Here is a 25,481-nt window from a genome sequence, read left to right on the forward strand (position 1 = left end):
GGACGCCCACTTCTCCCATGAACACCCAAGCATTTCGACCGATACCCGGGTGTCTGCGGAAGAAGTGGGCGTCATGTCTTCAAAGCGGCGTTCTGTGCGCCCCTGCGCTCAGTCGATCTGCAGCTCGCCCATCGCGTCCCAGCCCTCGCCGTCCACCTGGCGGGAGACGATCTGCGGGGTGCGCACGAGGTGCGGACGCATCGCCTCGAGGCCCTTGGCGAAGTGATCGCTCGTGACGTGCGGCTCCGCGCCCTCGTCCGTGAAGGCCTCGACGAGCACGTACTCGTCCTCCGCCTCGAGGCTCTTCGACCACTCGAAGAAGAGGTTGCCCGGCTCCGCGCGCGTGGCCTCGGTGAACTCGCGGACGATCTCCGGCCAGGCGTCCACGGACTCCGGCTTGACCTGGTACTTGACGACGATGAAGTACATGGGGGTTCCTTCCCTGTATTCGCGCGGATCACGAGTGCAGACACCCGGCAACGACACGCTTGTGACACGATCTGCGCCCCGGCCGGAATTCTCCGCTCCCGTCCAGGACCTGGACGTCTCCACTCCACCACACCCCGCTCACCCTGTCATGCCCGGTCTCTCGATCAGTGAGAGGCCGGGGCTGTGCCACAATCCACCCATGAGCGCGAGCACCCCCGGAACCCTCCAGCGAGCCGTGGCCGTCATCGACGCCGTCGCAGAGGGCAGCTCCACCGCGCGGGGGATCGCGGCCGCAACCGGCCTCCCACTGCCCACCGTCTACCGGATCACCCGTGAGCTGTGCGAGGTGGAGTACCTCGTGCACCTGCGCGAGGAGAGCCGCTTCGCCCTCGGCTATCAGCTCCACCGGCTGGCCGTGCGCCTCCACGAGGACCTGGGCCTGGACCCGCAGGTGCGCCGCGAGATCGCCAACCTCCACACCCAGACGGGCATGGCCTCCTACCTCGCTCTGCACCGCGGCGCGGACTTCGTCCTCGTCCACGTGGTCGACTCCCCGCAGGCTCCACGGCTGCGGCCCATGCGGTTCGGCTTCCGGGAGAATCCGCACGCGACGGCGTTCGGCAAGCTCGGTCTCGCCGCGGCCTGCGCAGCCGGCCGGGAGGACACGCTGGAGGCGATGACCCTCCGCGCGCTCACCCCGCACACGGTCACCGACCCACGCGCACTGGCGGCGGAACTGCAGACCGTCGCCGAGGCCGGGCTCGCCTGGGAGCGGGAGGAGTTCCAGGCGGGGACGGCCTGCGTGGCCGCCCCCTTCAGCTCCGCCTCCGGGACGCTGCTGGGCTCCGTGGCCGTCTCGGCACCGATGACGGCGTACCGCGGACAGGAGCGGCACATCGAGCACCTCGTCCGCTCGGCGGCGAGCAGGGCCGGGCGCATCTACCGCCTCGGCCGCGACTGAGGCGCCGTTCTCACTGGCCGATACGCGCCCCTTACCCTGCTGACGCTCCCCTCCTTAGCCTGGCCCCACACGGTCAGCGACGACCGCTGTCGATGACGACGCGAAGGAGGGACGATGTCGGACTTCAGGCCGCTCCCGTCCAAGTACCCCCAGCTCAACCAGATGGAGTTCACCGAGCACGCGCGGAGGGTGCTCGTCCGGATCATCAAGGTCGCCTTCCCCCACGAGACGGTGCCGGACGGCCCCTACGAGCGGATGGCGGACAAGCTCATCACGATGGCCGATGACGCCACCTGGTTCCGCATCCGGCTGCTGCAGGGCGTCGAGACGCTCAACACCTCCGCCGGCGGAGACTTCACCGCGCTGGAGGGGAGCGCCGCCCTCGCCGCGCTCAAACAGGTCCAGCACACCGACTTCTTCGACTACATCCGCCGCACCACCGTGCTCGAGATGTACGAGGACGAGGAGGTCTGGGAGGCACTGGGCTATGAGGGGCCCTCCTATGACAGGGGCGGCTACATCGAACGGGGCTTCGACGACCTCGACTGGCTGCCGGAGCCGCGCATCGAGGAGTACGACGGGGACCCCCTGCCGGACATCGTGGGAAGCGCCGGGCCGGTCGCGGCAGGGCCCAGGGGCGCGGCCCCGAGCACGGCGGCCGAGTCCGAGGCGGCGAGCGAGGCCGCGGGCACGGCCCGTTCGGCACCGGTCCCGGACCCCACGGACACGACATCGCAGGCGGGTACGACCCCGCCCGCCGATTCCGAGAGCGGACGCTGAGGAGCACGCCATGAAGAGCATCGACCGCAATGAGCCCAGCGTCGTCATCATCGGTTCGGGAGCCGGCGGAGGCACGCTCGCCCACGAGCTCACGAAGAAGGGCATCCCCGTCGTCGTCCTCGAGGCGGGTCCCTATCTCCGCAACGAGGACTACATGAACCTCGAGTGGGAGGCGTTCAACCAGATGGCCTGGCTGGACCCGCGGACCACCTCGGGCTCCTGGGAGATCGCCCGGGACTTCCCCAATCTGCCCGCCTGGATCGTCAAGGCCGTGGGCGGCACCACCACCCACTGGTCCGGGGCCACGCCGCGCTTCAAGGCCCACGAATTCAAGGCGCGGTCCGCCTACGGCCACATCGACGGGGCGAGCCTGCTGGACTGGCCGCTCACCCTGGAGGAGCTCGAACCCTACTACGACCGGGCGGAGAGGGCGATGGGCTCCACCCACCGCCACGGCAGGCCGCCGCTGCCGGCGAACAACAACTACAAGGTGTTCGCGGGCGGCGCTGAACGGGTGGGCTACCGGCACTACGCCACGGGCCCCTACGCCACGAACGCGGAGCCCTACGACGGCAGGCCCGCCTCCATCCAGGACGGCTTCAACTTCCAGGGGGACAAGCACGGCTCCAAGTGGTCCACCATGGTCCGGGAGATCCCGCGGGCGCTGGAGACCGGGCTGCTGGACCTGCGCCCGGAGTCCACTGCCGTGCAGATCACCCACGACAGCGCCGGCCGGGCCGACGGGGTCATCTACCTCGACGCGGAGGGGAGCATGCACCGGCAGGCGGCAGCGGTGGTGTGCGTGGCGGGCAACTCGATCGAGACTCCGCGCCTCCTGCTGCTGAGCGCGACCTCGCAGTTCCCCAACGGGCTCGCGAACTCCTCGGGCCAGGTGGGTCGCAACTACATGCGCCACCTCACCGGCTCCGTGTACGCGCAGTTCGAGCAGCCCGTGCGCATGTACCGCGGCGAGACGATGGCCGGGCTCATCGCCGACGAATCCGTCCACGATCCCTCGCGCGGCTTCTCCGGCGGCTTCTACATGGAGACGATCTCGCTGGGACCGGCGTTCCTCGCAAGCTTCGTGGAGCCGGGCGAATGGGGGAAGTCATTCACGGACAGACTCGATGCCTACGCTCGGACGGCGGGCATGTGGATCGTGGGCGAGGACATGCCGCAGTCGTCCAACCGGGTGACGCTCAACTCCTCCGCGCAGGATGTCAACGGGCTGCCGGTGCCCAACGTCCACTTCGACGACCACGCCAATGACATGACGATGCGCGACTACGCGTATTCCCGGGGCGAGGCTGTGTACAACGCGGTGGGCGCACTGTCCACGCACCGCACGCGGCCCTATCCCTCGACGCACAACCTCGGCACGTGCCGTATGAGCGAGAGGCCCGAGGACGGGGTGGTCGACAGGTTCGGCCGCGCGCACGATGTGCCCAATCTGTTCGTCTCCGACGGCTCGCAGTTCACCACGGGCGCCGCGGCGAACCCCACGCTCACCATCGTGGCGCTCGCGATGCGGCAGGCCGATCACCTCGTCGAACAGCTGAAGGCGGGCACTGTGTGAGGTGGGGCTGGGGGTCGGCCTCCACCGGTCGTGAAAGCTCGGCGCGGCGGCGCGACTGCGGCGGCGCGTCGAGCTTCCAGGACGGCAGCGCCACGCTTTCACGGCGTGGCGCTGCCGCTCAGAGCCCGGTCAGCACCGCCTTGAGGTCCGCGCGCACGGCCTCCCGCTGCTCTTCCGAGATCAGGCCGGTCACCGTCAGCGTCACGAGTGTGCGTTCCTCCCCGGGGCCCGTCTTCGCCTCGGCGGAGACCTGCAGCTTCGCTCCGTCCGCCAGGCCGCAGCGCCAGTACAGGCGCTTGGGGGTGTCCGAGGTCCGCGGCTCGCCCTCCAGCGCGATTCCGCCGAAGCTCCCCGCCGCCGTCACCGCCTCGCCCGCGGCTTCGCGCAGGCCAGGCCTGCCCGAGGCGCCCACGGGCAGCGTCCGGGAGACGCTCACCTGGAAGTCCCCGCGGCTGGACTGGCCCACGACGCGGCGGCCGATCTGCTGCTCGTAGGCGACCGTCGCTCCCTGCGCCCACCAGCCGGCGTTGTCGATGTGCCCTGCGATGACCGGGTGGATCGCCTCCGCGAGCTCGCCGTGCGTGAGCGCTTCGCCGCCCGCGGCCTCGAACGCCTCGACGAGGGTCCGCCACGGCAGCCCGGTGGCCGTCTCGATGGCCCGCGCCCGCTCCGGCACGCCCGCGGACCCGTTCGTGTTCTCTGCCATGTCCCCAGCGTAGCGGCGCGGCGGATCTCGCTGCAGGAACAAGGGGCACAGCGTCCGGAACCGCTGTGTCCGTGCCCCGTGCCAGACTGAGCCCATGTCGACCATGCAGTACGAGTGCACGTCATGCGGCTACAGGACGGCCAAATGGCTGGGCCGCTGCCCGCAGTGCCGGGAGTGGGGCACCATCGAGGAGTCCGTGCCCGCGCACCGGACCGTGCGCACGCAGGCCAAGCCCGCGGCCCAGGGCACGGGGGCCACCCCCATCACCGAGGTCGACAGGACGCTGGCCGAGGCCCGCTCCACTCACATCCCGGAGTTCGACCGGGTGCTCGGCGGCGGTCTGGTGCCGGGTGCGGTCGTGCTCCTGGCCGGTGAGCCGGGCGTGGGCAAGTCGACCCTCCTCATCGAAGTGGGCTCCTGGACCGCGCGACAGGGGGCGACCGTCCTCTACGTCACGGGCGAGGAATCGGCCGCGCAGGTGCGGCTGCGGGCGGAGCGCGTCGACGCCCTCTGCGACACCCTCTACCTCACCGCGGAGACGGACCTGGGGATCGTGCTCGGCACCATCGACCAGGTGAAGCCGGACCTGCTCATCATCGACTCGGTCCAGACCTTGGCCTCTGCCGACGTGGACGGTGCCCCGGGCGGGGTGGCCCAGGTGCGCGAGGTCGCCGCCGCCGTCATCCGCGCCGCCAAGGACCATGCCATCCCCACCGTGCTGGTGGGCCATGTGACGAAGGACGGTTCGGTGGCCGGCCCCCGGCTGCTCGAGCACCTCGTGGACGTGGTGTGCTCGTTCGAGGGCGAGCGCCATTCCCGCCTGCGCATGCTGCGCGCCGTGAAGAACCGCTACGGCCCCACGGATGAGGTGGGCTGCTTCGACATGACGGAGCAGGGCATCGAGTCCCTGCCGGACCCCTCCGGCCTGTTCCTCTCCCGCTCGACCACCAAGGCGCCGGGCTCCTGCCTCACCGTCGCCCTGGAGGGCAGGCGGCCCATGCTCATCGAGGTGCAGGCGCTCGTGGACAAGGCCAACGGCAATCCGCGCCGCACCGTGAGCGATCTCGACTCCAACCGCGTCGCGATGCTCTTGGCGGTGCTCTCTCCCCTGTATCGGACGGGCGAGGTGGACGTGTTCGCCGCGACGGTGGGCGGCATGCGCATCTCCGAACCTGCCTCCGATCTCGCGATCGCACTCGCGACGGCCTCGGCGGTCGTGCACAAGCCCCTGTACTCCCGCCTCGTCGCGGTGGGCGAGATCAGCCTCTCCGGTGAGATCAGGCAGGTGCCGGGGGTGAGCCAGCGGCTGGCGGAGGCCGCACGGCAGGGCATCACGAACGCCATCGTCGCCCGCGGTTCGCTCGACACCGTGCCCGCCCCACCCGGGATGCGCGTGAGGGAGGTGGAGACCCTGCTCGAGGCCGTGGAGACGGCCGGCCTGCCGATCGCGGTGAAGAAGGAGGAGGAGAGCGGGGAGTGATCGGCCGGGTCGCCGCTGTGCGATCATCGGCTCATGCGCCTGTGGAGCCTTGACCCAGCGATCCTCGACCGCGCCGCCCTCGTGGCCTGCTGGCGGGAGACGCTGCTGGCCCAGAAGGTCCTGAACGGGGGCACTCGCGGCTACACCCGGCACCCGCAGCTCGTGCGCTTCCGTGCGCACCCCGTGCCGCTCAGTGCCGTCGGCGCCTATCTCACGGGCCTGCGACGGGAGGCGACCTCGCGCGGCTACAGGTTCGACACCACCCTCGTCCTGCATCCCTGCGAGCCGGAGGATGCGGAGGGGATGACCGTGAAGCAGGGGCAGCTGGAGCACGAACTCGCGCACCTGCGCGCCAAGGTCGAACGGCGAGCCCCCGACTGGCTCCCCCGGCTGCCCATACCCGTCGAGGACGCGGGCGGGACGGCGGGCAACAGCACGGACACCTGTGAGCCCGCCCTGCGTCCGCACCCCCTGTTCACCGTGGTCCCCGGAGGGATCGAGCCGTGGGAGGTGCGTTCGGCTCCCCCGAGCGAGCAGGCCCCTGACGGTCCGGGACGCTGAGCCCCCGAAACGCTCAGCCCCCGGGACGTGATGCCGGCCTAAGGCACCGTGCCAGGCGGTGCCGTGTCAGACGACACCGTGCCGAGCGCATGATGCGAGCCGCTCACTCGCCTGAGCCGGTCGGCTCCTCGGTGGGCGACTGGGCCTGTTCGCTGGGATCCTCGGTGGGCTCCCCCGTCTCCTCGGCCTCGTCCTCGCCGGCCCTGAGGGTGAACGGCACCGGATCGCTCTCGATGTCGCCGAGCTTCACGACCAGCTCGTACTCCCCTGCCGCGAAGTCCTCCCCCGCCTGGTGGCAGGAGTCGTCCACGGGGATGCGGTTCCAGACGAGGGTGGTCTTCTTGGACTCCTGGGCGGGGAAGACGATGCGGTTCTCCGCCGTCTCCCTGTCGCCCTCCTCGTTCCGGCAGTAGCGGGAGGACCACACAGTGTCCCCCTCGTGGCGGACCAGGAACTCCTGCTGCTCGGTGCCCACGTCGATGAGGCAGTCGGCCGAGTGCGTGTTCTGCACCTCGATGGTGAATTCGGGCTGCTCGCCCTTGGGATACTCCTCGGCGTTCACATCGCCCTTGAGCGCCACACCGCCCGCGGGGCAGCTGCCGGAGGCCGCATCGCCCTCGGGTCCCGGTGCCTGGGGCTCGGCGACCTCCTCGACGGGATCGGGCTGGGCGGCTTCCGCCCGGACCTTGCCGACCGCCTTCACCATCAGCGTGATGCCGACCACCAGCAGGACGATCACCACCAGCGCGAGGACGAGCACCGTGATCCGGCGTCTGCGGTACATCGCCCGGCGGGCCGCATCGCGGGAGGCAGCGGTAGAATACTGCGGTCCCCGGGCATGCGGAGACGGCGCGGGCCCTCGCCCTTTCGCCACCTGTCGGGGGTTACCACGTCTGTCGCTGCTCATCGCACACGAGCCTACGCGGCACCGTACGAGAAGGACCGGATGACACACCGCACCGAAGCCTCCGAGCCGTTCCCGCCCGTCCGCCCCGGACAGCTGGCGCACATGCACGCGGCAGTCATCGGCTGGTACCGGGACAGCGCCCGCGCTCTGCCGTGGCGGGAGCCCGAGGCCTCTCCCTGGTCGATCCTCGTGTGCGAGGTGATGAGCCAGCAGACGCCCGTCGTGCGGGTGCTGCCGCGCTGGCGGGAATGGATGGGCCGCTGGCCCCGCCCCTCCGATCTCGCCGAGGCGCCCTCCGCGGACGTGCTCATCGCCTGGGACACGCTCGGCTACCCGCGGCGCGCACTGCGCCTCCAGGAGACGGCCCGGGCCATCGCGGAGCGCCACGGCGATCGCGTGCCGGAGACCGAGGAGGAGCTCAGGGCGCTGCCCGGCGTGGGCGACTACACCGCGGCCGCCGTCACGAGCTTCGCGCACCGGCAGCGCACGACGGTGCTGGACGTGAACGTCCGCAGAGTGCTGGGTCGTGCCGTTGCGGGACTCGAGCACCGTCCTTCGTCCGTCTCCAAGCGGGAGCGCGCATGGGCCGAGACCCTCGTCCCCGCCCGCGAGCACGTCGAGTGGAACGCCGGGCTCATGGAGCTGGGCGCGCTCGTGTGCACAGCCCGGAATCCCTCGTGCGAGGAATGCCCGCTCGCCCAGATGTGCGCGTGGCGGAGTGCGGGGAAGCCGGCCCATCCCACCTCGGTGAAGCGGACGCAGGCCTGGGCGGGCACGGATCGGCAGCTGCGGGGCGCGATCATGCGCAGCCTGCGGGAGGCGAGCGCCGCCTCGGGCGCGGTTGCAGCCTCGGCCGTGGCAGCGGAGGCGTCCTCCGAGCACGCGGGCGGCAGCGGAGCCGCGGCGGTGCCCGTCCGCCTGCTCGAATCCCCCGCCTCGGCCCTCTCCGCCGCCGAGGCCGAATTCCTCGACGCTCTCCCCGCACCGGTGCGCGCGGCGGTGCTTGCGGTCCGCGAGCTCGATGCCGGGGGCGAGCGCACCTCGCGCCTCATCGCGGACCTGGTCGCCGACGGCCTCGCACAGCGGACGGACGGCGCACTGCACCTGCCGGTGTGAGCCGGCACTCCGCGCCCGATCCCGCCTGCGGTCCGAGCGCTGAGGACTCGGGGCGCGGCCCACTAGGATGGGGCGACGGCGGAGCAGGCGAGGTGCACGGAGGACGATGTGGGAGCTCTTGCGGTAGGGGTGGCCGGCGGTTCCGGCAGCGGGAAGACGACGCTGACGCGGGCGCTGCTGGAGGAGTTCGGGAACGGGGCCACCGTCCTGTTCCAGGACAACTACTACAGGCGCAATGACCATCTGGCCTTCTCCGAGCGCGAGCGGCTCAACTACGACGCACCTGAGGCCTTCGACATCGACCTCATGGTCGAGCAGGTCCGGCAGCTCAAGGCCGGGGTGCCCATCGACTGCCCCGTCTACGACTTCACCCAGCACAACCGGGCCGAGGAGACGCTCACCGTGTCTCCCGCGCCGGTGATCGTCGTCGAGGGGATCCTGCTCTTCGCGGAGCCGAGGCTGTGCGAGCTGCTCGACATCCGCCTCTTCGTCGATACGGACGCCGATGTGCGCATCCTCCGCCGCATCCGCCGCGACGTCGTGGAGCGCGGCCGCTCCCTGGAATCGGTCGAGGCCCAGTACCTCGAGACCGTCAAGCCGATGCACGAGCTCTACGTGGAGCCGTCCAAGCGCCGCGCGGACCTCATCGTCCCGGAGGGCGGGCACAACACCGTGGCCCTCGACATGATCGTCCACCGCATCCGCCGCGAGTTCTGAGCGGAGCGGTCAGCACCTCATTCCCTCTCTGCCCACGGCACGCCGTAGCGCAGCAGCACCCCGCCGCTGTCGAGCGCACGGCACTCCCGCAGCGTGAGCGGTCTGAGGCCTCCGGCGGAACTGAACAGCGGTGTCCCCTCCCCCATGAGCGCCGGGGCGATGCCCACGAGCAGCTCATCCACGAGCCCCGCGGCGAGCAGGGATTCCGTGAGCGCGGCGCTGCCGAAGACGTAGATCGGCCGGTCCAGCTCCCGCTTGCGCCGGCGCAGCTCGCCGACGATGTCCGCGGTCACCTCGGTGTTCTCCCACGCGGCGGAGGTGAGCGTGCGTGAGGCAACGAGCTTGGGGGCGCCGTTCATGTAGGCGGCGATCTCCGGGTCGTCCTCGTCCGAAGACCAGTGCGCGGCCATGCCCTCATACGTGACGCGGCCGAAGACCAGCAGGCCCAGGCTCTCACCGAAGCCCAGGCTCAGCTGGCGCAGGTCCTCTCCCCAGATGTGCTCGTGGAAGGCCAGGTCCCACTTCTCTGGCCCCTCGAACCGCCCGTCGAGCGTCATGACGTTCCAGACGACGAGTTCTCCCATGGTTGGCCCCCTTCGACCGCTGACAGCTCCCGCGGCCTCAGGCTATGCCGATCGCAGGGCGGTGACAACGGTGCCGATTCCCGGGAGACTTCCGTCGCCGGCGATGCACGGGTTCCGCCCGTCATCCCGCCGTCCAGGAGAAATCGGCGAAGAGGTAGCGGTCGAGCGAGGGGCCCACGGTCTCTGCGACGTCCTCGATCGCGAGCTCGGCCAGGGGCGGAAGCTGCAGCACGTACCGGGCCATCACGAGCCCCAGCACCTGCGATCCGCACAGCGCCACCCGCGCCTCGGGCCGGGCTCCGGACAGCTGCGGGGCGAGCTTGCCGATGACCTCGCCCGCGACCACCCGGCGGAACAGCTGCCGCGATTCCTCGTGGGTGCCGATGTTGCGCACGAGCCCCAGGAACGAAGCTCCCAGATCCGTCTTCTCCAGTGTCGTGAGCACTCGCCGGACGAGTTCCGTGCCCGGGGAGGCGCCCGGGTCAGGCGACCCGAGCCGCCCGAAGGCCTCGAGGAAGCCCTCGGTCCGGAACGCCTCCGCGACCGAGACCGCGAACAGGTCCTGCTTGGTGCCGAAGTAGTAGTGGACGAGCTTGGTGTTGACCCCCGCGGCCCTGGCGATCCCCCGAATCGTCGCATGAGGGTAGCCCTTCTCCGCGAACTCGCCGCGGGCCGCCCGCAGGATCTCCTCCCGCGCCGTGCTCTCCCCCGGCCGGCGCCCCTGCCGGGGAGGAGGCGCCGCCTCCGCAGCAGTGCGCTCAGCACCTCGTTCCGTCACCGGGACCCCTTTCCTCCGACTCCCAGAGTAGCAATCCCAGAAAATTTCACCGCTCGATGAAAAGCCGTGCTAGCCTGGATTTCATCACACAGTGAATTCCTGTTCCGCACTTCCGCGCACCCGGAGGAGACATGCGAGCCCTCATCACCAAGGAGTTCCGCGAGCTCGCCCGCGACAAGCGGACCCTCGCGATGCTGATCCTGCTCCCCGTCCTGCTGCTCACGATCTTCGGCTACGCCGCGAACTTCTCCGTGGACCGCGTGCAGACGGCGGTGGTCGGGCCCGAGGCCGAGGCGCTGGCCGCGGAGCTCTCAGATCACGAGGCCGCCGAGGACGGGCTCGACCTCGCCATGGTCGATGCCGGCCTCGACCGGTCCGACGGCGAGCGGCTGCTGCGCGAGGGCGAGGTGCAGGCCCTCGTGGTGAGCACCGGGCCCGCCGCGGGAGCCGATGGGTCGGGCGGCGATGGGGCGGGCGGCAGCAGCGGCAGCTCAGACAGCGGCGCCGGTGCGGGCACAGAGCCGGACGCTCCTGCACCCCTCACCGACCGGATGCACGTCTATCTGGACGGCAGCAGCCTGTTCACCGCGCAGGCCGCACAGCGGACCTTCGCCCAGCTGGCAGGCGAAGAGGGGCGGCAGCGCGCCGAACAGGTCCGCGCCTCCGTGATCGACGCCCTGCAGGCCCACGCCGAGGCGGCTCCGGGGCCGGAGGGTGAGCGCGCCTCGGACACGGGGAACGCGCCCGGCCCCGCCGCTCTCCCCGATCTCGCCGAGCTGGCCCCGGAGACCGACCTCGATCCCGAGGAGTTCGTCACAGTCCTCTTCAACCCCGACCTCGAGACCTCCTGGGTGATGGTGCCCGGCCTCATCGGCCTGATCCTCACCTTCATCGGGATGATCATCACGAGCATCGGCCTCGTCCGCGAGCGCGAGACCGGCACCCTCGAACAGCTCGCGGTCATGCCCCTGGCCCCCAGCTCGATCATCCTGGGCAAGATCGCGCCGTATTTCCTCCTGGCGCTGCTCGACATGGTGATCGTGACGCTGCTGGGCGTCTGGCTGTTCGGCGTGCCGTTCGCCGGGAGCGTCTGGGTCTTCGCCCTCGCCGCGTTCGTGTTCCTCTTCGTGGTGCTGGGCATGGGAGTCCTCGTCTCCTCCGTCTCGCAGAACACCGGTCAGGCGATCCAGATGGCGATCATGCTCCTGCTGCCCCAGGTGCTGCTGAGCGGACTGATCTTCCCGTTGGAGTCGATGGCCGCGGGGGTGCGCTGGATCGGCTACATCCTGCCGCTCACCTGGTTCACCGACATCGCCCGCGGCATCATGCTCCGCGATGCGCCCCTCGAGGCGCTGTGGCTGCCGTTCGGCGTCCTCGCCGTCATGGCCGTGCTCATCTTCGGCCTCGCGACCCTCCGCATGCGGCTCTCGCTCACCCGGGGAGGTGCGCGCTGATGCTCATCGTGCAGAGCGCGAGCGTGCGCTTCGGCTCGCACACCGCCCTCGACGGCTTCACCGGGAGCTTCGCCCCCGGTCAGATCTCCGCCCTCGCAGGAGGCGACGGCGCCGGGAAGTCGACGCTGCTGCGCGCGCTCGCCGGCCGTGTGGGTCTGCGGCACGGACGAATCACCGTCGAGGGGGCCGGAAAGCGGACCGGCGAGGGAACCCGGGCCACGGAGGCGACCGCGCCCGGACAGCGCACTCCCCTGCCCGGCTCCCTCGGCACCGCCCTGCCCGCTCCGCGCGAGATCGGCTGGCAGCCCGCCTCGGGCGGCGTCTGGGGAAACCTCTCCGTGGACGAGAATCTCGCGTTCATCGCCCGGGTCTACGGCCTCGACCATCGCAGCGCACGTTCTCGCAGAGAGGAGCTGCTGGCCCGGGCCGGTCTGGACCGCGCCCGAGGCCGTATCGCCTCGCGCCTGTCCGGCGGGATGCGCAGGAAGCTCGGCTTCGTGCTCGCGACTCTCCACCGGCCCTCCCTCGTGCTCCTCGACGAGCCGACCACCGGCGTCGACCCCCACAGCCGCGAAGAGCTCTGGGCCATGATCGCGGACGCGGCGGAGGAGGGTGCGACGGTCGTGCTCGCGACCACCTATCTGGATGAGGCCGCTCGCGCGCACCAGGTGTTCCTGCTGGGCGGAGGCAGACTGCTGGCCTCCGGGCCGCCGGAGCGGGTCGCCGCCGATATCCCCGGAGTCCTCTGGGAGGCACCCTGCAGCGGGGAAGCGGGCCTTGCCGATCCCGCAGGCCCAACAGATGGCGCAGGCCCAACAGATGGCGCAGGCCGGGATCACGCCCCCGGCCCAGCGGGCCGCGGAAGGCGAACCCGCGGAGCAGACCGGACACAGGGCACGGAGCAGGCCGGGCGCGGCACAGTGGACATGATCAGCTGGCGGCGCGCACACACCCGCTATGCCTGGTCGTCCGAGGCAGACGCGGCTCCGCCTCCAGGGTTCGCGCCCAGTCGTCCCGATCTCGAGAACGCGAGCATCGTGCTGCTGCTCGCGGAGGAGCGTCACCTCGGCGAAACGGGTGGGGACACCGGAGCAGACAGCCGCACCGGCGCCGACAGCCATACCGGCGCGGCCAGCGCAGGCAGCCACGGTGACACCGCGTCGGCGGGACTCGGAATGCGCGTCAGCGCGCGCCCCCTCGTACGCGCACGTGACGTCGTGAAGCACTACGGGGGTGTGACTGCCCTCGACGGCGTCTCACTCGAGTTGGGTGCCGGCGAGATCGTGGGGCTGCTGGGCGGGAACGGTGCAGGCAAGACCACACTGATCCGTCAGATCCTCGGAGTGGAGCAGCCCAGCGCGGGATCCTGCGAGACCTTCGGGGAGACGCCCTCGACCGAGACCCGGAGGCGGATCGGCTACGTCGCCCAAGGGCTCGGCCTCTATCCCTCGCTCTCGGCCGCGGAGAACATCGACTTCGTCGCCTCGGTCCACCGATGCAGACCGACCGCCGAGGCCCTGGAACAGGCACGCGCGTGGGGCACGCGTCCCGTGCGCGATCTTCCCCTGGGCGCGCAGCGGACACTCGCCTACCTCACCGCAACTGTCCACGCACCCGAACTGCTGATCCTCGACGAGCCGACCTCGGGCATGGACCCGCTCGCCCGGGCGCGCCTGTGGGAGCGGATCCACGGCCATGCAGCCGCCGGTGCGGGCGTGCTCGTCACGACGCACTACATGCAGGAGGCCGCACAGTGCGACCGCCGGATCACCCTCGAGAACGGCCGCGTCAGCGCGGAGGAAGGAGCCTGAGCGGCGAGCTCACGCCGAAAGCGGCCAACTCAGCCGCGCCCCGGGGCCTCCGCTCACTCCGGGCGGTGCGCAAGCGCTCCCGCTCTGAAGGCCTCCTCCGTGAGCGGGCGGAAATCGACTCCGTCGGCCTCGTACCACTCGTCGAGCGCGGCGAGGTCTCCTCCGTCCTCGTACCCGAGTTCCAGCACACGCTCGCTCCAGCGCACGCCGCTCTCCACCAGGCCCTCCCGCACATCCTCCTCGACCGTGCCGTCCGCGACGAGCTGGTCCGCGATCTCCTGCTGGGTGGTGAGGATCGCCTCGGCGGCCTCGGGATCCATCTCCGTGAACTCACCCCCGGCAGCTCGCACATCGGCCACCGCATCGGCGCTCGAGCCGAGGATCGCGGAGGTCACCCCGTGCATCCAGTCGATGCCCGCCGCATCGAAGATGATCTGCTGATAGGCCAGGGGCAGCGAGGCGAAGCTCGAGCCGGCCACGTGCCCGGCCGTGACGGCCCCCGTGAAGCGCTCCTCGCCCAGCGTCGACACCTGTGGCGCGGCCTCCAGCAGCCCCGTCGATCCGGCCACCATGCCCTGCACGAAGATGCAGTCGACCGTGCTGCGCTGCAGCGCCTCGAACGCCTCGCCGTATTCCATCGAGACCGGGCTCGCACCCAGGCTCTGCGAGATGGGCGTCTGCACCGAACCGCCGATCCTGATCTGCCGCCCGCTCCAGTCCGACAGCGCCGTGCCCTCACTGCCGCATGCCGTCCAGTAGTTGCCCGAGGTGACGAGGGGGTTGAGCGGGACCAGGCCCTTCGAGGAGTACTCCTCGAGCAGCGCCGGGTCGTTCCAGCCGGCCTCGCTCATCTGCGCCTGGATCGCAGCCTCACCGGTCAGCGGGCCGGCGGGAACGTACTGGCTCAGCTTGTTGTAGGCGTCCAGCCGCGGATACTCGGCGACGAAGTACACAGGAACGGTGTAGGCGATGTCGAGGCGTCCGTCGGCGAGCGCATCGTCGACTTCCGGGTACCCCGCGATCGACTGGCCCCATGCCACGTCGAAGCTGATCTTCCCGCCCGACCGCTCCTCGACAGCCTCCATGAAGGACTTCTCCGCCACTGCGGCGGCCGCATCCGGCGAGGCCGCGTACGGCTGGATGGTCAGGGTGACCGGATCGAGGTCTGCGACAGCGGCATCGACCTCCTCCTGCGCGGCGCCGAACGCGAACCCGGCGTCCTCGCTCCCGCCCCCTCCGGCTCCGCCCACGCTGCCTCCGCAGGCGGACAGCAGCAGCATGAGGGGTGCTGCGGCGGCAAGGAAGTGCACGGCTCTCGACGTCATCGTCGGCTCTCCTTCGGGGTACCGGGCAGCGCACGCTCCTGGTCGAACGCCTGATCAGTCGCTGCCGACTACCCCCATCCTGTGATGCCTCTCACTTCCTGTCAAGACCGCAGGGCATGAAACCGCAGGTCAGAGCTGCTCAGGTCACAACCTCGGCGTCGGTGCCGCAGGGCTACCGCCTCCTGGTCACGGCGCCCGGTCACAGCCGCCGGAGCATGCGGGTGTTGCCCAGGGTGTTGGGCTTGACCCTGGAGAGGTCCAGGAACTCCGCCGTGCCCTCGTCGCGTGAGCGCAGGATCTCGGAGTAGGCCTCCTGCGAGACGGGGGTGCCGTCGATGACCTCGAAGCCCAGAGCGGTGAAGAAGTCCGTCTCGAAGGTGAGGCAGAAGACCTGCTGCACGCCCTGCGCACGTGCGTCCGCGAGCACCTGCTCGACGAGGATCCGTCCGATCCCCCGGCCCCGGTAGGCCTGATTCGTCGCGATGGTGCGGGCCTCGGCGGTGTCGGCCCAGATGACGTGGCAGGCAGCACAGCCGGCCAGCACCTCGGTGCCGTCGGACTGCGGTTCGACGACGAGCCAGAACTCGTGGATCGCCTCGTAGTAGTCCACCCGCTCCTTCGCGACCAGGATGCGCTGCTCGACCATCGGCGCCAGAAGCTCGACGAGCGCGGGGACGTCGGTCGCACGCGCGCGGCGCAGCACGAGACCGCCGGGAAGCTCGTGGGAACGGTACTGGGCGCTGATCAGTTCGTCTGCGAAGGGCATTCCCCCATTCAACACCCGCACGTTCTCCTGCGCGAAAGCGAGTGCGAACCGGCCGCTGTGGCCTGCCGTGCGCGCATCGTCGTCTGCCGCCCCCGCTGTGGTCTGCCGTGCGAACGCGAAATCGCCGCTTACGCGTTCGCACGGCAGACCACAGCGCAGAGGAACGGAGCGCAGGTGCGCGTGCGGCGCTGAGGGGCAGGCACATGAGCGCGCGCAGACGACGAGAGCCCGGGTGGGCGAGGAATGCTCCTCGCCCACCCGGGCTCCGCCCCTCGGCAGGGCTGACGTGTCGCTGGGGTGATCCCCGCTCATGCGGGGAGCGCGCCGACTCCCGGCCGCGCCAGTCTGGACTGCGGGGCCGAGCCGGCCTCACGCCGCACCCGGGCCCTCAGCCTCACTCCGACTCGGTGGCCTCCGCGACGGCGTGAGCCTCAGCTCCACCGGGTCCGCCCACGGGTGCGCTCGCCACGGCGTTGGCACCGCTGGCTTCCGGGAACGCGCCCGTGCCGCCCTCGGAGTCCTCGCCGTCGCCTTCGCTCATGCGCGCCAGCCCGCGCGGGTCCTCCTCGCCGCGGAAGGTGAAGGTCTGGTCCAGCCCCTCGCCCTCGACGTCCACGTAGACCCTCTGGCCGGAGTGCAGCTCGTCGAACAGGATCCGCTCGGAGAGCTGGTCCTCGATCTCATGCTGGATGGTCCGGCGCAGCGGACGCGCACCCAGCACCGGGTCGTAGCCGCGCTCCGCGAGCAGATCCTTGGCCGCCTGGGTGAGCTCGACGCTCATGCCCTGGTCCGCCAGGCGCTTGTCGAGACGGGCGATGAAGAGATCGACGATCTGGAGGATCTCGTTCTTGTCCAGCTGCGGGAACACGATGGTGTCGTCCACGCGGTTGAGGAACTCGGGGCGGAAGTGCTGCTTGAGCTCCTCGTTCACGCGCGCCTTCATCCGCGAATAGTCCGTCGTGGGATCGCCCTCGACCTGGAAGCCGATCTGCTGCCCCTTGGCGATGTCCTTGGTGCCCAGGTTCGTGGTCATGATGATGATGGTGTTCTTGAAGTCCACCTCACGACCCTGCGAATCCGTGAGGCGCCCGTCCTCGAGGATCTGCAGCAGCGAGTTGAAGATGTCCTGGTGGGCCTTCTCCACCTCGTCGAACAGGACCACGGAGAACGGCTTGCGGCGGACCTTCTCCGTGAGCTGGCCGCCCTCCTCGTAGCCCACATAGCCCGGGGGCGAGCCGAACAGGCGGGAGACGGTGTGCTTCTCCGCGTACTCGGACATGTCCAGGCTGATGAGCGAGTTCTCGTCGCCGAACAGGAACTCCGCCAGAGCCTTCGCGAGCTCGGTCTTGCCCACGCCGGTGGGGCCGGCGAAGATGAACGAGCCCGAGGGCCGCTTGGGATCCTTGAGGCCGGCGCGCGTACGGCGGATCGCCCGGGAGACGGACTTGATCGCATCGTCCTGGCCGATGATCCGCTTGTGCAGCTCGTCCTCCATGCGGAGCAGACGGGCCGACTCCTCCTCCGTGAGCTTGAAGACGGGGATGCCGGTGGCATCGCCGAGCACCTCGGCGATGAGCTCCTCGTCCACGACGGCCGCACCGCGGTCGCCGGACTTCCAGCGCTTCTCCTTCTCCTCCTTCTGCTTGTTCAGAGCCATCTCCGCATCGCGCTCCGACTGCGCGAGGCTGAAGTCCTGCGCGTCGATCGCGGCCTCCTTGCGGCGGCGCGCGGCGAGGATCTCGTCCTCGAGCTCCTTGAGCTCCGGCGGGGCGGACATCCGCGTGATGCGCAGCTTCGCACCGGCCTCGTCGATCAGGTCGATCGCCTTGTCCGGGAGGAAGCGGTCGTTGACGTAGCGGTCGGAGAGGTTGACCGCCGCGGCCAGCGCACCGTCCGTGATCGTCACCCTGTGGTGCGATTCGTACTTGTCGCGCAGTCCCTTCATGATGAGGATCGCGTCCGCGAGCGTGGGCTCCGGCACCTGGATGGGCTGGAACCGGCGCTCGAGTGCGGCGTCCTTCTCGATGTTCTTGCGGTACTCGTCCAGCGTCGTGGCGCCGATCGTCTGGAGCTCGCCGCGGGCCAGCATGGGCTTGAGGATGCTCGCCGCATCGATCGCGCCCTCCGCCGCACCGGCGCCCACGAGGGTGTGGATCTCGTCGATGAAGAGGATGATGTCGCCGCGCGTGCGGATCTCCTTGAGCACCTTCTTCAGGCGCTCCTCGAAATCGCCGCGGTAGCGCGAACCGGCCACGAGCGAGCCGAGGTCCAGGGTGTAGAGCTGCTTGTCCTGCAGCGGCTCCGGCACATCGCCGTTGACGATGGCCTGTGCCAGCCCCTCGACCACGCTGGTCTTGCCCACACCGGGCTCGCCGATGAGGACGGGGTTGTTCTTGGTCCGGCGCGAGAGGATCTGCATGACGCGCTGCATCTGCAGCTCGCGGCCCACGACGGGATCGAGCTTGCCCTCGCGCGCGGCGGCGGTGAGGTTGCGCCCGAACTGGTCGAGGACGAGCGAGCCCGAGGGCGTGCCCTCCTCACGGGCGCCCGTCGATGCCGGCTCCTTGCCCTGGTAGCCGGAGAGCAGCTTGATGACCTCCTGCCGCACGCGCGCCAGGTCGGCACCGAGCTTGACGAGCACCTGCGCGGCCACGCCCTCGCCCTCGCGGATGAGGCCGAGCAGGATGTGCTCGGTGCCGATGTAGCTGTGGCCCAGCTGCAGCGCCTCGCGCAGGCTGAGCTCGAGGACCTTCTTGGCGCGCGGGGTGAAGGGGATGTGCCCGGACGGAGCCTGCTGGCCCTCGCCGATGATCTCCGTGACCTGCGCGCGCACCTGGTCCAGCGACACGCCCATGCCCTCGAGGGCCTTCGCGGCGACGCCCTCACCCTCGTGGATGAGTCCCAGCAGGATGTGCTCCGTGCCGATGTAGTTGTGCTTGAGGAGCTTGGCCTCCTCCTGTGCGAGCACGACGACGCGTCGGGCTCGGTCGGTGAACCTTTCGAACATGTGGCCCTCCTCGTGGTCTGATTCCTAGCACTGTAACCACGTGGTCCGCGCGTGTATTGCAGTGTTCGCCGTGAGCCGAAACGTGTTCGCCAGGAGCGGATTCACGCAGCCGCCGAGGCCGAGACCGGACACGGCGATGCCCCGGAGGGATCCTCTCCCTCCGGGGCATCGCAGCCGTGACGACCGGGTGCTCTCAGGCGTGCGCCTGGTGGTAGGCGTCGATGACGCTCTGCGCGATGCGGCCGCGCTCGGAGACCTCGATGCCGTTCTCCTTGGCCCATTCGCGGATCTTCGCATTCACATTGTTCGAGCCCGCCGAGGGAGTGCTGCGACGGGCGCGCGCGGGCCGGCTGCTCGCGGCGACCCTGCGGCCCTTCGAGATGTAGGGAGCCAGCGCCGCGCGCAGCTTCTCCGCATTCTCCGAGGACAGCTCGATCTCGTATGTGCCCTGATCGATTCCGAACCGGACCGTCTCCGCCGCTTCCGAGCCGTCGATATCGTCAGTCAGGACGACCTTCATCTCGCGTGCCATTGCGCGCACTCTCCTGTTCGTCGTGGTGGACAGGCTCTTCCGGCGCATTCCCATGCGCCTCGGCTTCTTCCTCAGCCTTCTGCCTGTCGAGCTGCCGGTAGTACTTCTCCATCTCATCCCGTTCGGTGGAATCCGAACGGAGGATGCCCCGCATTACGTACCAGAACAGCAGGCCGACGCAGATGGAGGGAAGCAGAACCTTTATGTACTCCACGATCACACTACCTTGTCGTCAGTCGATTTCACAGCCGAAATGGCCTTTTCATGTTCCGACGGGCTTCACGAGCGGGAAAAGGATCGTCTCCCGGATGCCCAGACCCGTGAGGGCCATGAGCAGCCGGTCGATCCCCATTCCCATTCCTCCGGCGGGCGGCATGCCGTATTCCATCGCCATGAGGAACTCCTCGTCCACCCGCATCGCCTCAGCGTCACCGCGCGCGGCGTCGCGGGCCTGCGCTTCGAAGCGCTCTCGCTGCACGACGGGATCGTTGAGCTCCGAATACCCCGTCGCGAGCTCGAAGCCGCGGACGTACAGGTCCCATTTCTCCACGACCCCCGGCCGGGAGCGGTGGGCCTTGGTGAGCGGCGAGGTGTCCACCGGGAAATCCGTGACGAACGTGGGCTCGTGCAGATCGTCCGCGAAGAAGTGCTCCCACATCTCCTCGACATACTTGCCGTGGCCCGCGAATACTCCCTCGAGGTCGATCCCGTGCCGGTCGGCGAGGGCGGCGAGCTCCTCCACCGATGTCTCCGGCGTGATCACCGCGCCGATGCGCTCGGAGAGGGAGGAGTACATGGGAATGACGCGCCATTCGCCGCCGAAGTCGTATTCGGTACCATCGGCGAGCGTCACGACATGCGAACCGCATGCGTCCATTGCCGCATTCTGCACGAGCGCCTTGGTGAGTGCGGCGATGCTGTGGCAGTCGCCATAGGCCTCATACGCCTCGAGCATCGCGAATTCCGGGGAGTGCGTGGAATCCGCACCTTCGTTGCGGAAGTTCCGGTTGATCTCGAAGACATTGTCCAGACCGCCCACAAGAGCGCGTTTGAGGAACAGCTCCGGCGCGATGCGGAGATACAGATCCATGTCATAGGCATTGATGTGCGTCGTGAAGGGGCGGGCCGAGGCGCCGCCGTGCATCGTCTGCAGCATGGGCGTCTCGATCTCCGTGTATCCACGCCCGTCGAAGGTGCGGCGGAGGGACTTCATGACCTCCGCGCGCACCCGGACGTTCTCACGGGCCTGCTCCCGAGTGATGAGGTCGATGTAGCGCTGGCGCATGCGCGTCTCGTCGGTGAGCTCGGTGTGCAGGGTGGGCAGCGGCCGCAGCGCCTTGGCCGCCATCTTCCAGTCGTCGGCCATGACGGACAGCTCGCCGCGCTTGGACATGATCACCCGGCCGTGGAGGAACAGGTGATCGCCCAGGTCGACATCGTGCTTGTAGGCCTCGAGGCTCTCCCGGCCGACCTCGGCGAGCGAGAGCATGCCCTGGAGGCGAGTGCCGTCGCCGGCCTGCAGCGTGACGAAGCAGAGCTTGCCCGTGTTGCGCTGGAACACGACGCGACCGGCGACGCCCACGACGTCCTCGGTCTCCTCCCCCGGCTCGAGGTCCGCGTGCTCCGCGCGCACCTGCGCGAGCGTATGGGTGCGTCCGACCCCCACGGGATAGGGCTCCCTGCCCTCCTCGAGAAGTGCGGAGCGCTTCTCCTTGCGGATCCGCAGCTGTTCTGGATCGTCGTGGGCGACAGGTGTGGGGTCGTTCTCCGGCATGGGTCCAAGGCTACCGCGCGGGGATGCCCGGGAGGTAACCGCCGAGGCGGGGCAGCCGGAGACGGTGGCCGCACCCGCCGGTGCGCCTCGGCTCCCGCACTCCGGCGGCCCGGCTGTCCGGCCTCAGTCGCAACCGCTCTCGCCGAGCACGTCCATGAGCGCGGCGGCGCGCTGCTGGTCCACTGTCCCGTTGGCCAGCGCCCGTGCCGTCGTCGCCCGGCCGAGCGCGGTGTAGGAGTCCCGCACCTCGGTGCCCCCGGCGGTGAGTGCGTACTCCGCGAGCGCCTCGACATGGGCCCGCACAGTGCCGACGTCCCCGCGGCTCACGGGCCCCGTCAGCGCTCGCGGCCCGGACTGCAGGATGTTCGAGGCGCTCGCGTGCACGAGCGAGCTCAGCACGCGCGCCGGGTCCTCGACCCCGACCTCGCGCAGCACGTCCATCGCCTGCGACAGGATCGCGGCGGTGTGATTGGCCGCATGCGCGATGGCCGCGTGGTAGAGCGCACGGTCCGCCTCGCGGAGCACCACCGGCTCCGCGCCGATCTCCACGACGAGTGCCTGACCGATCGGCAGCACCGGCTTGGGCGCGGTCACCCCGATCGTCGTCTCGCGCAGCCGCGGCAGGTCCATGCTCGTACCCGTGAAGGCGAGGGAGGGGTGGAGGGCGATGGGGATCGCCCCGGCCGCGGAGGCGGGGGCGAGCACGTCGAGGCCGTGGCGGCCCGCGCAGTGCACGACGATCTGCCCGGCACTGAACCGGCCCAGTGCCGCGAGGCCGGAGACCAGCGGCGCGATCTCGTCGTCGGGCACCGTGAGCAGCACGAGCTCGGCCCGCTGGACGAGAGTGTCGGCGTCGAGGACCGGGGTGCCGGGCAGCATGGCGTCGGCGCGGTCCCGGCTGGCCTGGGAGCCCGCCGTCACGCCGACGATCTGGTGTCCGGCCTCGCGCAGCGCGGCCCCCATGACCGCACCGACCTTGCCCACGCCGATGACGCCGACGCCCAGCCGTGTGCTGTCCTCATGATTCATGTGCGTGCTCCCTGCAGTTCCGTGTCGAGCTCCTCCCGGGCCGACCGCGTCCGCTGCGCATGCTCGTCGAAGAGCCGTGCCGCCGAGGCTGCGGGCAGGTGGAAGAAGGAGGGCGTGATGGGGCCCGGCGAGATGTGCAGCTGGATGCTGGACAGCGCCAGCCTCCGCTGCAGCGGGCCCTGGTGCAGGCGCATCGACTGCACCCGCGCGTGCGGGACGAACTCGAGCACCCGGGTCAGCCGGCCCGAGCGGATGAGCGCGAAGGAGCCGGTGAGCGCGTGGGCGTTGCGCCTCCACGTGAGCGGGTCGAGCCACCGGGAGGAGCGCGGACGGCCGAGGAACTGCTCCTCGGCGAGCTGCGCCTCGGCGGTCTGTGAGTCTGCGGGCTGGTCCGCGGCGAGCTGGTCCGCGGCGGGCTGTGGGCCGGCGTGTGCGGGCCCCGTCCGCTGCGGCTCCGCGGACGCCGGTCCTGCCTGCGCCGAGCCTGCCGGTGCGGGCCCCAGCATGCCGGCGAGCACGAGCGCGCGGGCGCTCACTCCCGGCGCCGGGCGCGGATCCGGCATGGCGAGGCCGAGCATGAGCATGACGTCGTCCGCCGAGCCCACCGGCAGGAGGACGCTCTGGGCGTGGTCGTCGCTGCCGGCCTCGGACGCCATCGTGAAAGTGGCCCGCCACCAGCCTGGAATCCGCCACAGGAGCGGCTGCGTGAGCTTCACCGCCTGGATCCGATCGAGGGGGATGATGCGGTTCGTCGTCGAGGTGAGGCCGTGGCTCACGCGCAGCCCGTCCTGCGTGATCGCGACCGTGAAGTTCGCCAGCGAGAGCTCGCTGCGCAGCACGCCCACGATCGCGAAGACGGCGGGGATCAGGCCGAAGAGCGTGGAGAACCCGGCCTCCGGAGGCGCGAACACGAAGAGCACCACGATCAGCACGACGAAGGCCACGAGGGCGAGCGCGCTGATGAGCATCGCCGTCGAGAGCAGCGCGCCCATCGCCAGCCGGTGGAGGGGCACCCGCAGGAGCCGCCCTTCCGATTCCGCCTGCGGGTGCAGGCGGTAGGGCGCGAGCAGCTCGGTGAGCGAGGCGGAGAGGTCGCCGGCGACGTCCTGGGCGTGATGCTGCAGCCCCTGGAGCCGCTGCCTGCTCACGAGGCGCTGGCCCAGCGGAGCCGCCGCGGCGGAGGCCGCCCGCACATCCTGCGCGCCCGCACCGCCGGACATACCCGGCATGCCCGGTGTGCCCGGTGTGCCCGGTGTGCCCGGTGTGCCCGGCGCTGCGCTCGGGCCGAGACCCCCCGCAGCACCGGGGTGCTCCTCGGCGGTGCCTGGAGTCTCCTCCCCGGCGAACCGGCCGGCCTGACCCGCCGGGCCGGGCTGACCCGCCGGACTGTGCTGACCGGCCTGACCGTGCTGGGTCTCCTGCTCCGCCCGGCCCGCACCGCTGCGGAGGGCGCGCAGGTGGGAGAGGATCTCCTCGCGCAGTTCCTCCGCGCGGGCGCGCTTGAGATAGGCCAGGGTGATGTCCGACCCGCTGCCCCCCGCCACGTCGAACACGAGGGAGGAGAGGCCCAGGAGACGCGGCAGGAACGGCAGGGAGATGTCCACCGACTGCACCCTCTCATGCGCGGCCGAGCGCTCCTTCTTCGCGAGCACTCCCGTGCGCAGGCGCACGCCCTCGGCATCGATGCGGTAGCGCGTCGCACGCCAGCTCAGCCACAGGCCCAGACCCACCAGCGCGAGGGCGAGGAGCAGCAGGCCCACCCCCGCGAGGACGAGCAGGGGGTGCTCCCGGATCGCCGCCCGCAGCATCTCGAGACCCTCGACGATGCCGCCGTCGCCGCCGTCCTCCTCACTGCGGGTCTCGGCTCCCACCGCGCCCCGCACGAAGGATTCGAGGAGGTTCTGCATGTTCTGCAGAGCGATGTAGAAGAGCACGCCGAAGGCCGCGAGGATCCCCGCGCCTCCCTTGAGCACGGGCGTCAGCGGATGGACGTGCCGCCACTCCGACTCGGGCCTGCCGTGCTGTTCGGGCCCGCTGTGGCGCTCGGGCTCGCCCCCGGAAGCGGGGTCCTCGGGGCTCACAGCCCCGCCAGCTTCGAGCCGCCCCGGGCGGCGAGGGAGTCGCGGAGCGCTTCCGCCTCCGCCCGGGGCAGCCCCGGCAGGCTCGCGTCCGTGGACGCCGAGGCGGTGTGCAGCTCGAGGCTCGCCAGTCCCGCCATGCGCAGGAGCGGTCCGGCGCTGACCTCGACGAACTGCAGACGGCCGTAGGGCACCACCGTGGTGGAGCGGAACAGGATCCCGCGCTGGATGAGCAGATCACTCTCCCGCTCCCGGTAGCCGATGGCCCTCACCTGCCGCACCGTGATGACGGCCTCGACGGCGAACGACAGCAGGAACAGGACTGCCAGGGCGAACCCCAGCCACACGAGCCAGGTGAGGTCGAAGACGAGGCCGGCCACTCCGGCGCCGGCCGCCGCGAGCACGACGAGCCCGGAGCCGATCCCCGAGCCCAGCAGCTTCACGCGGGCGTAGGCCGGGCTCACGGGGTTGAGCCCCGTGCTGTGCCCACCCGGTGAGCTGCCGTGCTCACGCGGTGCGCTTCCGGCGGCAGCAGGTCCGGCCGAGTGCTGGGCCTCGGGTAGGGAATCGGGGTGCGGACTGTTCATGCGGGAACCTCCGGGGGATCGGTGCGAGGGCCGCGGCGCCCCGGGGAATCGCGGGAGCCTCCCGAGCGCGGGCCGCCTGGCGGAAGGGAGCAGAAGGACTCCACGAGGAGGCCCGTGGCCATGAGGACGGCGGCCGCGCCCACCGCCGCGAGCATGCCGAGGCCCTCGGCCGCCCGCAGGCCGGAGGCCGAGACGAAGAGATAGACGGCGGCGCCCGCGTACCAGCCGGTCAGCACGGAACCGGCCAGCGCCGCGGCCTTCGCGAGCATCGCCACGCGTGCGGCCCGGACCGGATCGATCTCCGTCTCCCGGTCCCCGTCGCGCCACTGCCGGACGGGCCAGCCCAGCAGGAACAGGACCACGGACAGTCCGAGCATGCCCACGATCGCCGGCCAGGGCACCTGCGGCAGCGCCGCTCCCGTGCGCTCCAGGAGCGTGTGGAGGCCGATGCCGACGACGAGGCCCACTGCACCCCACAGGGCCAGCTGGCTCACGCGCGTGCGGTTCATGGGCTCCGGGGCTC

At 70.5% G+C, this 25,481-nt stretch carries 24 protein-coding genes; 9 read left to right on the plus strand and 15 right to left on the minus strand.

Annotation, left to right across the window (positions count from 1 at the left end; genetic code table 11):
* Positions 1-108 precede the first annotated feature (108 nt).
* Positions 109-429 carry a putative quinol monooxygenase gene (locus tag K318_RS0116765; RefSeq protein WP_029090338.1) on the minus strand — a complete coding sequence of 107 codons (321 nt, stop codon included), beginning with the start codon at positions 427-429 and terminating at the stop codon, positions 109-111.
* A gap of 199 nt (positions 430-628) precedes the next feature.
* On the opposite strand from K318_RS0116765, the gene K318_RS0116770 reads away from it, so the two are divergent.
* The 3 genes from K318_RS0116770 to K318_RS0116780 all read left to right on the plus strand — a co-directional run bounded on the left by K318_RS0116770 (position 629) and on the right by K318_RS0116780 (position 3,746).
* The gene (locus tag K318_RS0116770) at positions 629-1,390 is read left to right on the plus strand and encodes an IclR family transcriptional regulator (protein WP_029090339.1); all 762 of its coding nucleotides are present in this window, start codon (positions 629-631) and stop codon (positions 1,388-1,390) included.
* Positions 1,391-1,504: 114 nt separating this feature from the next.
* Positions 1,505-2,170 carry a hypothetical protein gene (locus K318_RS22770; RefSeq protein ID WP_211233349.1) on the plus strand — a complete coding sequence of 222 codons (666 nt, stop codon included), beginning with the start codon at positions 1,505-1,507 and terminating at the stop codon, positions 2,168-2,170.
* Positions 2,171-2,180: 10 nt separating this feature from the next.
* Complete coding sequence (locus K318_RS0116780; protein WP_029090340.1) at positions 2,181-3,746, plus strand: GMC family oxidoreductase; 1,566 nt, start codon at positions 2,181-2,183, stop codon at positions 3,744-3,746.
* A gap of 118 nt (positions 3,747-3,864) precedes the next feature.
* Here the strand turns inward: K318_RS0116780 and K318_RS0116785 are convergent, their stop codons facing one another.
* Positions 3,865-4,452 (minus strand): hypothetical protein, encoded by a 588-nt coding sequence (locus K318_RS0116785; protein ID WP_051298142.1) that lies wholly within the window; start codon positions 4,450-4,452, stop codon positions 3,865-3,867.
* Between the two features lie 103 nt (positions 4,453-4,555).
* On the opposite strand from K318_RS0116785, the gene radA reads away from it, so the two are divergent.
* Both radA and K318_RS22780 read left to right on the plus strand, forming a co-directional pair.
* Complete coding sequence (gene radA, locus K318_RS22775) at positions 4,556-5,932, plus strand: DNA repair protein RadA (RefSeq protein ID WP_051298238.1); 1,377 nt, start codon at positions 4,556-4,558, stop codon at positions 5,930-5,932.
* A 33-nt stretch (positions 5,933-5,965) separates the two neighbouring features.
* Positions 5,966-6,493 (plus strand): pyrimidine dimer DNA glycosylase/endonuclease V, encoded by a 528-nt coding sequence (locus K318_RS22780; RefSeq protein WP_051298143.1) that lies wholly within the window; start codon positions 5,966-5,968, stop codon positions 6,491-6,493.
* 103 nt (positions 6,494-6,596) lie between these two features.
* On the opposite strand, the gene K318_RS0116800 is transcribed toward K318_RS22780, so the two are convergent.
* A complete protein-coding gene (locus K318_RS0116800; RefSeq protein WP_029090342.1) occupies positions 6,597-7,277 on the minus strand; it encodes a hypothetical protein in 681 nt (226 codons plus the stop codon).
* A 162-nt stretch (positions 7,278-7,439) separates the two neighbouring features.
* Here K318_RS0116800 and K318_RS0116805 point away from each other — a divergent pair, with 162 nt between their 5' ends.
* The gene (locus K318_RS0116805) at positions 7,440-8,516 is read left to right on the plus strand and encodes an HhH-GPD family protein (protein WP_029090343.1); all 1,077 of its coding nucleotides are present in this window, start codon (positions 7,440-7,442) and stop codon (positions 8,514-8,516) included.
* 108 nt (positions 8,517-8,624) lie between these two features.
* Positions 8,625-9,233 (plus strand): uridine kinase, encoded by a 609-nt coding sequence (gene udk, locus K318_RS0116810; RefSeq protein WP_029090344.1) that lies wholly within the window; start codon positions 8,625-8,627, stop codon positions 9,231-9,233.
* A gap of 17 nt (positions 9,234-9,250) precedes the next feature.
* Here the strand turns inward: udk and K318_RS0116815 are convergent, their stop codons facing one another.
* Positions 9,251-9,817 (minus strand): dihydrofolate reductase family protein, encoded by a 567-nt coding sequence (locus K318_RS0116815; RefSeq protein WP_029090345.1) that lies wholly within the window; start codon positions 9,815-9,817, stop codon positions 9,251-9,253.
* A gap of 121 nt (positions 9,818-9,938) precedes the next feature.
* Positions 9,939-10,595 (minus strand): TetR/AcrR family transcriptional regulator, encoded by a 657-nt coding sequence (locus K318_RS0116820; protein WP_029090346.1) that lies wholly within the window; start codon positions 10,593-10,595, stop codon positions 9,939-9,941.
* A 131-nt stretch (positions 10,596-10,726) separates the two neighbouring features.
* On the opposite strand from K318_RS0116820, the gene K318_RS0116825 reads away from it, so the two are divergent.
* Both K318_RS0116825 and K318_RS23995 read left to right on the plus strand, forming a co-directional pair.
* Positions 10,727-12,049, plus strand: a complete 1,323-nt coding sequence (locus K318_RS0116825) for an ABC transporter permease (protein WP_029090347.1) — start codon at positions 10,727-10,729, stop codon at positions 12,047-12,049.
* Positions 12,049-13,860 carry an ATP-binding cassette domain-containing protein gene (locus tag K318_RS23995; protein ID WP_051298144.1) on the plus strand — a complete coding sequence of 604 codons (1,812 nt, stop codon included), beginning with the start codon at positions 12,049-12,051 and terminating at the stop codon, positions 13,858-13,860. The genes K318_RS0116825 and K318_RS23995 overlap by 1 nt, the downstream gene beginning before the upstream one ends.
* A 53-nt stretch (positions 13,861-13,913) precedes the next feature.
* Here K318_RS23995 and K318_RS0116835 read toward each other — a convergent pair whose 3' ends face one another.
* The 10 genes from K318_RS0116835 to K318_RS0116880 all read right to left on the minus strand — a co-directional run bounded on the left by K318_RS0116835 (position 13,914) and on the right by K318_RS0116880 (position 25,467).
* Positions 13,914-15,185 carry a type 2 periplasmic-binding domain-containing protein gene (locus K318_RS0116835; RefSeq protein WP_029090348.1) on the minus strand — a complete coding sequence of 424 codons (1,272 nt, stop codon included), beginning with the start codon at positions 15,183-15,185 and terminating at the stop codon, positions 13,914-13,916.
* 199 nt (positions 15,186-15,384) lie between these two features.
* Positions 15,385-15,951 carry an amino-acid N-acetyltransferase gene (locus K318_RS0116840; protein ID WP_084500359.1) on the minus strand — a complete coding sequence of 189 codons (567 nt, stop codon included), beginning with the start codon at positions 15,949-15,951 and terminating at the stop codon, positions 15,385-15,387.
* Positions 15,952-16,345: 394 nt separating this feature from the next.
* The gene (locus tag K318_RS0116845; RefSeq protein WP_029090350.1) at positions 16,346-18,958 is read right to left on the minus strand and encodes an ATP-dependent Clp protease ATP-binding subunit; all 2,613 of its coding nucleotides are present in this window, start codon (positions 18,956-18,958) and stop codon (positions 16,346-16,348) included.
* Positions 18,959-19,151: 193 nt separating this feature from the next.
* A complete protein-coding gene (locus K318_RS0116850) occupies positions 19,152-19,490 on the minus strand; it encodes a histone-like nucleoid-structuring protein Lsr2 (protein ID WP_029090351.1) in 339 nt (112 codons plus the stop codon).
* Positions 19,459-19,710 carry a hypothetical protein gene (locus tag K318_RS0116855; protein ID WP_029090352.1) on the minus strand — a complete coding sequence of 84 codons (252 nt, stop codon included), beginning with the start codon at positions 19,708-19,710 and terminating at the stop codon, positions 19,459-19,461. The genes K318_RS0116850 and K318_RS0116855 overlap by 32 nt, the downstream gene beginning before the upstream one ends.
* A gap of 42 nt (positions 19,711-19,752) precedes the next feature.
* Entirely contained in the window at positions 19,753-21,264 is a 1,512-nt protein-coding gene (gene lysS, locus K318_RS0116860; RefSeq protein ID WP_029090353.1) for a lysine--tRNA ligase, read from the minus strand.
* Positions 21,265-21,387: 123 nt separating this feature from the next.
* Entirely contained in the window at positions 21,388-22,293 is a 906-nt protein-coding gene (locus K318_RS0116865; protein WP_029090354.1) for a Rossmann-like and DUF2520 domain-containing protein, read from the minus strand.
* Complete coding sequence (locus K318_RS24000) at positions 22,290-24,374, minus strand: PH domain-containing protein (RefSeq protein WP_029090355.1); 2,085 nt, start codon at positions 24,372-24,374, stop codon at positions 22,290-22,292. The genes K318_RS0116865 and K318_RS24000 overlap by 4 nt, the downstream gene beginning before the upstream one ends.
* Complete coding sequence (locus K318_RS0116875) at positions 24,371-24,958, minus strand: PH domain-containing protein (RefSeq protein WP_084500360.1); 588 nt, start codon at positions 24,956-24,958, stop codon at positions 24,371-24,373. Before K318_RS0116875 ends, K318_RS24000 begins: the two co-directional genes overlap by 4 nt.
* The gene (locus K318_RS0116880) at positions 24,955-25,467 is read right to left on the minus strand and encodes a DUF3180 domain-containing protein (protein WP_029090357.1); all 513 of its coding nucleotides are present in this window, start codon (positions 25,465-25,467) and stop codon (positions 24,955-24,957) included. Before K318_RS0116880 ends, K318_RS0116875 begins: the two co-directional genes overlap by 4 nt.
* Positions 25,468-25,481 lie beyond the last annotated feature (14 nt).

Source organism: Brevibacterium album DSM 18261, from assembly GCF_000426445.1.
GTDB lineage: Bacteria > Actinomycetota > Actinomycetes > Actinomycetales > Brevibacteriaceae > Brevibacterium > Brevibacterium album.

Bases quoted from the DNA above. Each gene is read 5' to 3' on its own strand.
- K318_RS22780 (WP_051298143.1), top strand. From the start codon at position 5,966: ATGCGCCTGTGGAGCCTTGACCCAGCGATCCTCGACCGCGCCGCCCTC.
- lysS (WP_029090353.1), bottom strand. From the start codon at position 21,264: ATGCCGGAGAACGACCCCACACCTGTCGCCCACGACGATCCAGAACAG.
- K318_RS0116785 (WP_051298142.1), bottom strand. From the start codon at position 4,452: ATGGCAGAGAACACGAACGGGTCCGCGGGCGTGCCGGAGCGGGCGCGG.
- K318_RS23995 (WP_051298144.1), top strand. From the start codon at position 12,049: ATGCTCATCGTGCAGAGCGCGAGCGTGCGCTTCGGCTCGCACACCGCC.
- K318_RS0116835 (WP_029090348.1), bottom strand. From the start codon at position 15,185: ATGACGTCGAGAGCCGTGCACTTCCTTGCCGCCGCAGCACCCCTCATG.
- radA (WP_051298238.1), top strand. From the start codon at position 4,556: ATGCAGTACGAGTGCACGTCATGCGGCTACAGGACGGCCAAATGGCTG.
- K318_RS0116780 (WP_029090340.1), top strand. From the start codon at position 2,181: ATGAAGAGCATCGACCGCAATGAGCCCAGCGTCGTCATCATCGGTTCG.
- K318_RS0116815 (WP_029090345.1), bottom strand. From the start codon at position 9,817: ATGGGAGAACTCGTCGTCTGGAACGTCATGACGCTCGACGGGCGGTTC.
- K318_RS0116770 (WP_029090339.1), top strand. From the start codon at position 629: ATGAGCGCGAGCACCCCCGGAACCCTCCAGCGAGCCGTGGCCGTCATC.
- K318_RS0116865 (WP_029090354.1), bottom strand. From the start codon at position 22,293: ATGAATCATGAGGACAGCACACGGCTGGGCGTCGGCGTCATCGGCGTG.
- K318_RS22770 (WP_211233349.1), top strand. From the start codon at position 1,505: ATGTCGGACTTCAGGCCGCTCCCGTCCAAGTACCCCCAGCTCAACCAG.
- K318_RS0116840 (WP_084500359.1), bottom strand. From the start codon at position 15,951: ATGCCCTTCGCAGACGAACTGATCAGCGCCCAGTACCGTTCCCACGAG.
- K318_RS0116765 (WP_029090338.1), bottom strand. From the start codon at position 429: ATGTACTTCATCGTCGTCAAGTACCAGGTCAAGCCGGAGTCCGTGGAC.
- K318_RS0116805 (WP_029090343.1), top strand. From the start codon at position 7,440: ATGACACACCGCACCGAAGCCTCCGAGCCGTTCCCGCCCGTCCGCCCC.
- K318_RS0116850 (WP_029090351.1), bottom strand. From the start codon at position 19,490: ATGGCACGCGAGATGAAGGTCGTCCTGACTGACGATATCGACGGCTCG.
- K318_RS0116800 (WP_029090342.1), bottom strand. From the start codon at position 7,277: ATGTACCGCAGACGCCGGATCACGGTGCTCGTCCTCGCGCTGGTGGTG.
- K318_RS0116825 (WP_029090347.1), top strand. From the start codon at position 10,727: ATGCGAGCCCTCATCACCAAGGAGTTCCGCGAGCTCGCCCGCGACAAG.
- K318_RS0116875 (WP_084500360.1), bottom strand. From the start codon at position 24,958: ATGAACAGTCCGCACCCCGATTCCCTACCCGAGGCCCAGCACTCGGCC.
- K318_RS0116845 (WP_029090350.1), bottom strand. From the start codon at position 18,958: ATGTTCGAAAGGTTCACCGACCGAGCCCGACGCGTCGTCGTGCTCGCA.
- K318_RS0116880 (WP_029090357.1), bottom strand. From the start codon at position 25,467: ATGAACCGCACGCGCGTGAGCCAGCTGGCCCTGTGGGGTGCAGTGGGC.